This is a genomic window from Psychromonas hadalis ATCC BAA-638 (assembly GCF_000420245.1).
Taxonomy (GTDB): Bacteria; Pseudomonadota; Gammaproteobacteria; order Enterobacterales; family Psychromonadaceae; genus Psychromonas; species Psychromonas hadalis.
In genome coordinates this window covers 1-1327 of sequence record NZ_ATUO01000331.1, presented here as the reverse complement: position 1 = coordinate 1327, position 1327 = coordinate 1, and the positions used below count along the sequence as shown (strand labels likewise).

Annotated in this window: 1 protein-coding gene and 1 pseudogene; both read left to right on the top strand. The window is 35.0% G+C overall.

Annotation, left to right across the window (positions count from 1 at the left end; translation table 11 throughout):
* Nucleotides 1-492 precede the first annotated feature (492 nt).
* Nucleotides 493-696, top strand: coding sequence for a PAS domain S-box protein (locus G322_RS24455; RefSeq protein ID WP_033422284.1), 204 nt, complete (start codon nucleotides 493-495; stop codon nucleotides 694-696).
* A gap of 33 nt (nucleotides 697-729) precedes the next feature.
* Nucleotides 730-1253: pseudogene (locus G322_RS25000) on the top strand (diguanylate cyclase domain-containing protein).
* The last annotated feature ends 74 nt before the right edge of the window (nucleotides 1254-1327 follow it).

Below are 1327 nucleotides of genomic sequence, written 5' to 3'. Positions count from 1 at the left end.
CTCACTTCTGCGTTGTAAGTTTTGTAAAGGGAACAACCATTTACGTCAACTTACGCCTTAAATTTAGCTGTTTTTCCTGCGCAAAATTTAGATCACATACTTAATGTAATCGGAATTACTTTTTCATGGCAACTAGGATCGCACCTTTTTTTGTTATTTAGTGATGTCCATTGAAAAACCAAGTCTTTTGTAAATATCAACGCTGTATTGCTACTAAAATAACATATTAAAAACATGTTATTACAAAATGCTTAGAGCGAAACTCTTTTATCTCTAGTTATGGTTTAAAAGCGCAATTTAATGGCTTAAATTAGGGAAATAGGCTTATTAAAAAGTACCGATGGAGCAGTTACGAAAACGTTTTCTTCTTGGTAAGATCGACTAAGCTTTTTATGTCGGCTCTGTTCCATTGGATATTTCTGTTCCCCAATATATTGAAGTGACAAAAGTATTAATATTGTGTGAAAATTTAAATATAGTGGTTATAAATTCATGAATTCAAAAATACTTAAAAAAATGAATAAAGCCTTTGATTATCTCTTCGATGCATTGGTCATCACAGACCTTAAAGGCATCATTACAGATTGGAATAAAGGTTCAGAAACACTGTACGGCTATTCAAAAAAGAAGCGATTGGTCGACCCGTCAATATGTTGCACGTGCCAGAAAATACTGCAGACATCACTAGCGAAGTGATGTCTGCAGTACAGGAATTTGGATGAAGTTAGTATGCGCCATAAAGATGGTCATATTGGCTGGATTGAATCAATGTGCGTACCTATCTACGATGATGATAGTCTGATTGGTGCGTTGGGGATAAATCGCGATATTAGTAAACGTATAAGTGAAGCTAAGTGTCTAGAGTTGCTCGCTCATTATGACCACCTGACAAAAATCCCTAATAGATACCTGTTATTTGAGCGCCTTAAATACCTCATTGCTCAGTCTGAGCGAAATTCGAACACTTTTTCATTACTTTATATTGATATAGACCACTTTAAGATTATTAACGATACAAAGGGCCATAGTTATGGCATCAGGTTCTTATCGAAACCTCTTTGCGACTCAAACACTGTATTCGTCATTCAGATACCGTCGCTCGGATTGGAGGTGATGAATTTATTATTTTGTTGGAAAATATTAACAATAAAAGTAATACTGCAAAAATGATAAACACCATAAGCAACCAACTAAAGCACCCATTTGTTATTAATAATGAAATATTACAAGTGATACCATTCCGCTTAATATAATGATCAGGTTTTACGCAGGGTAAATGACTAAGGTCAAGGCGCATGATTGAGTAATAGCCGGCTATTGCGATTGA

Excerpts from the sequence above, each read along its gene's own strand:
- G322_RS24455 (WP_033422284.1), top strand. The coding sequence starts at position 493 with ATGAATTCAAAAATACTTAAAAAAATGAATAAAGCCTTTGATTATCTC.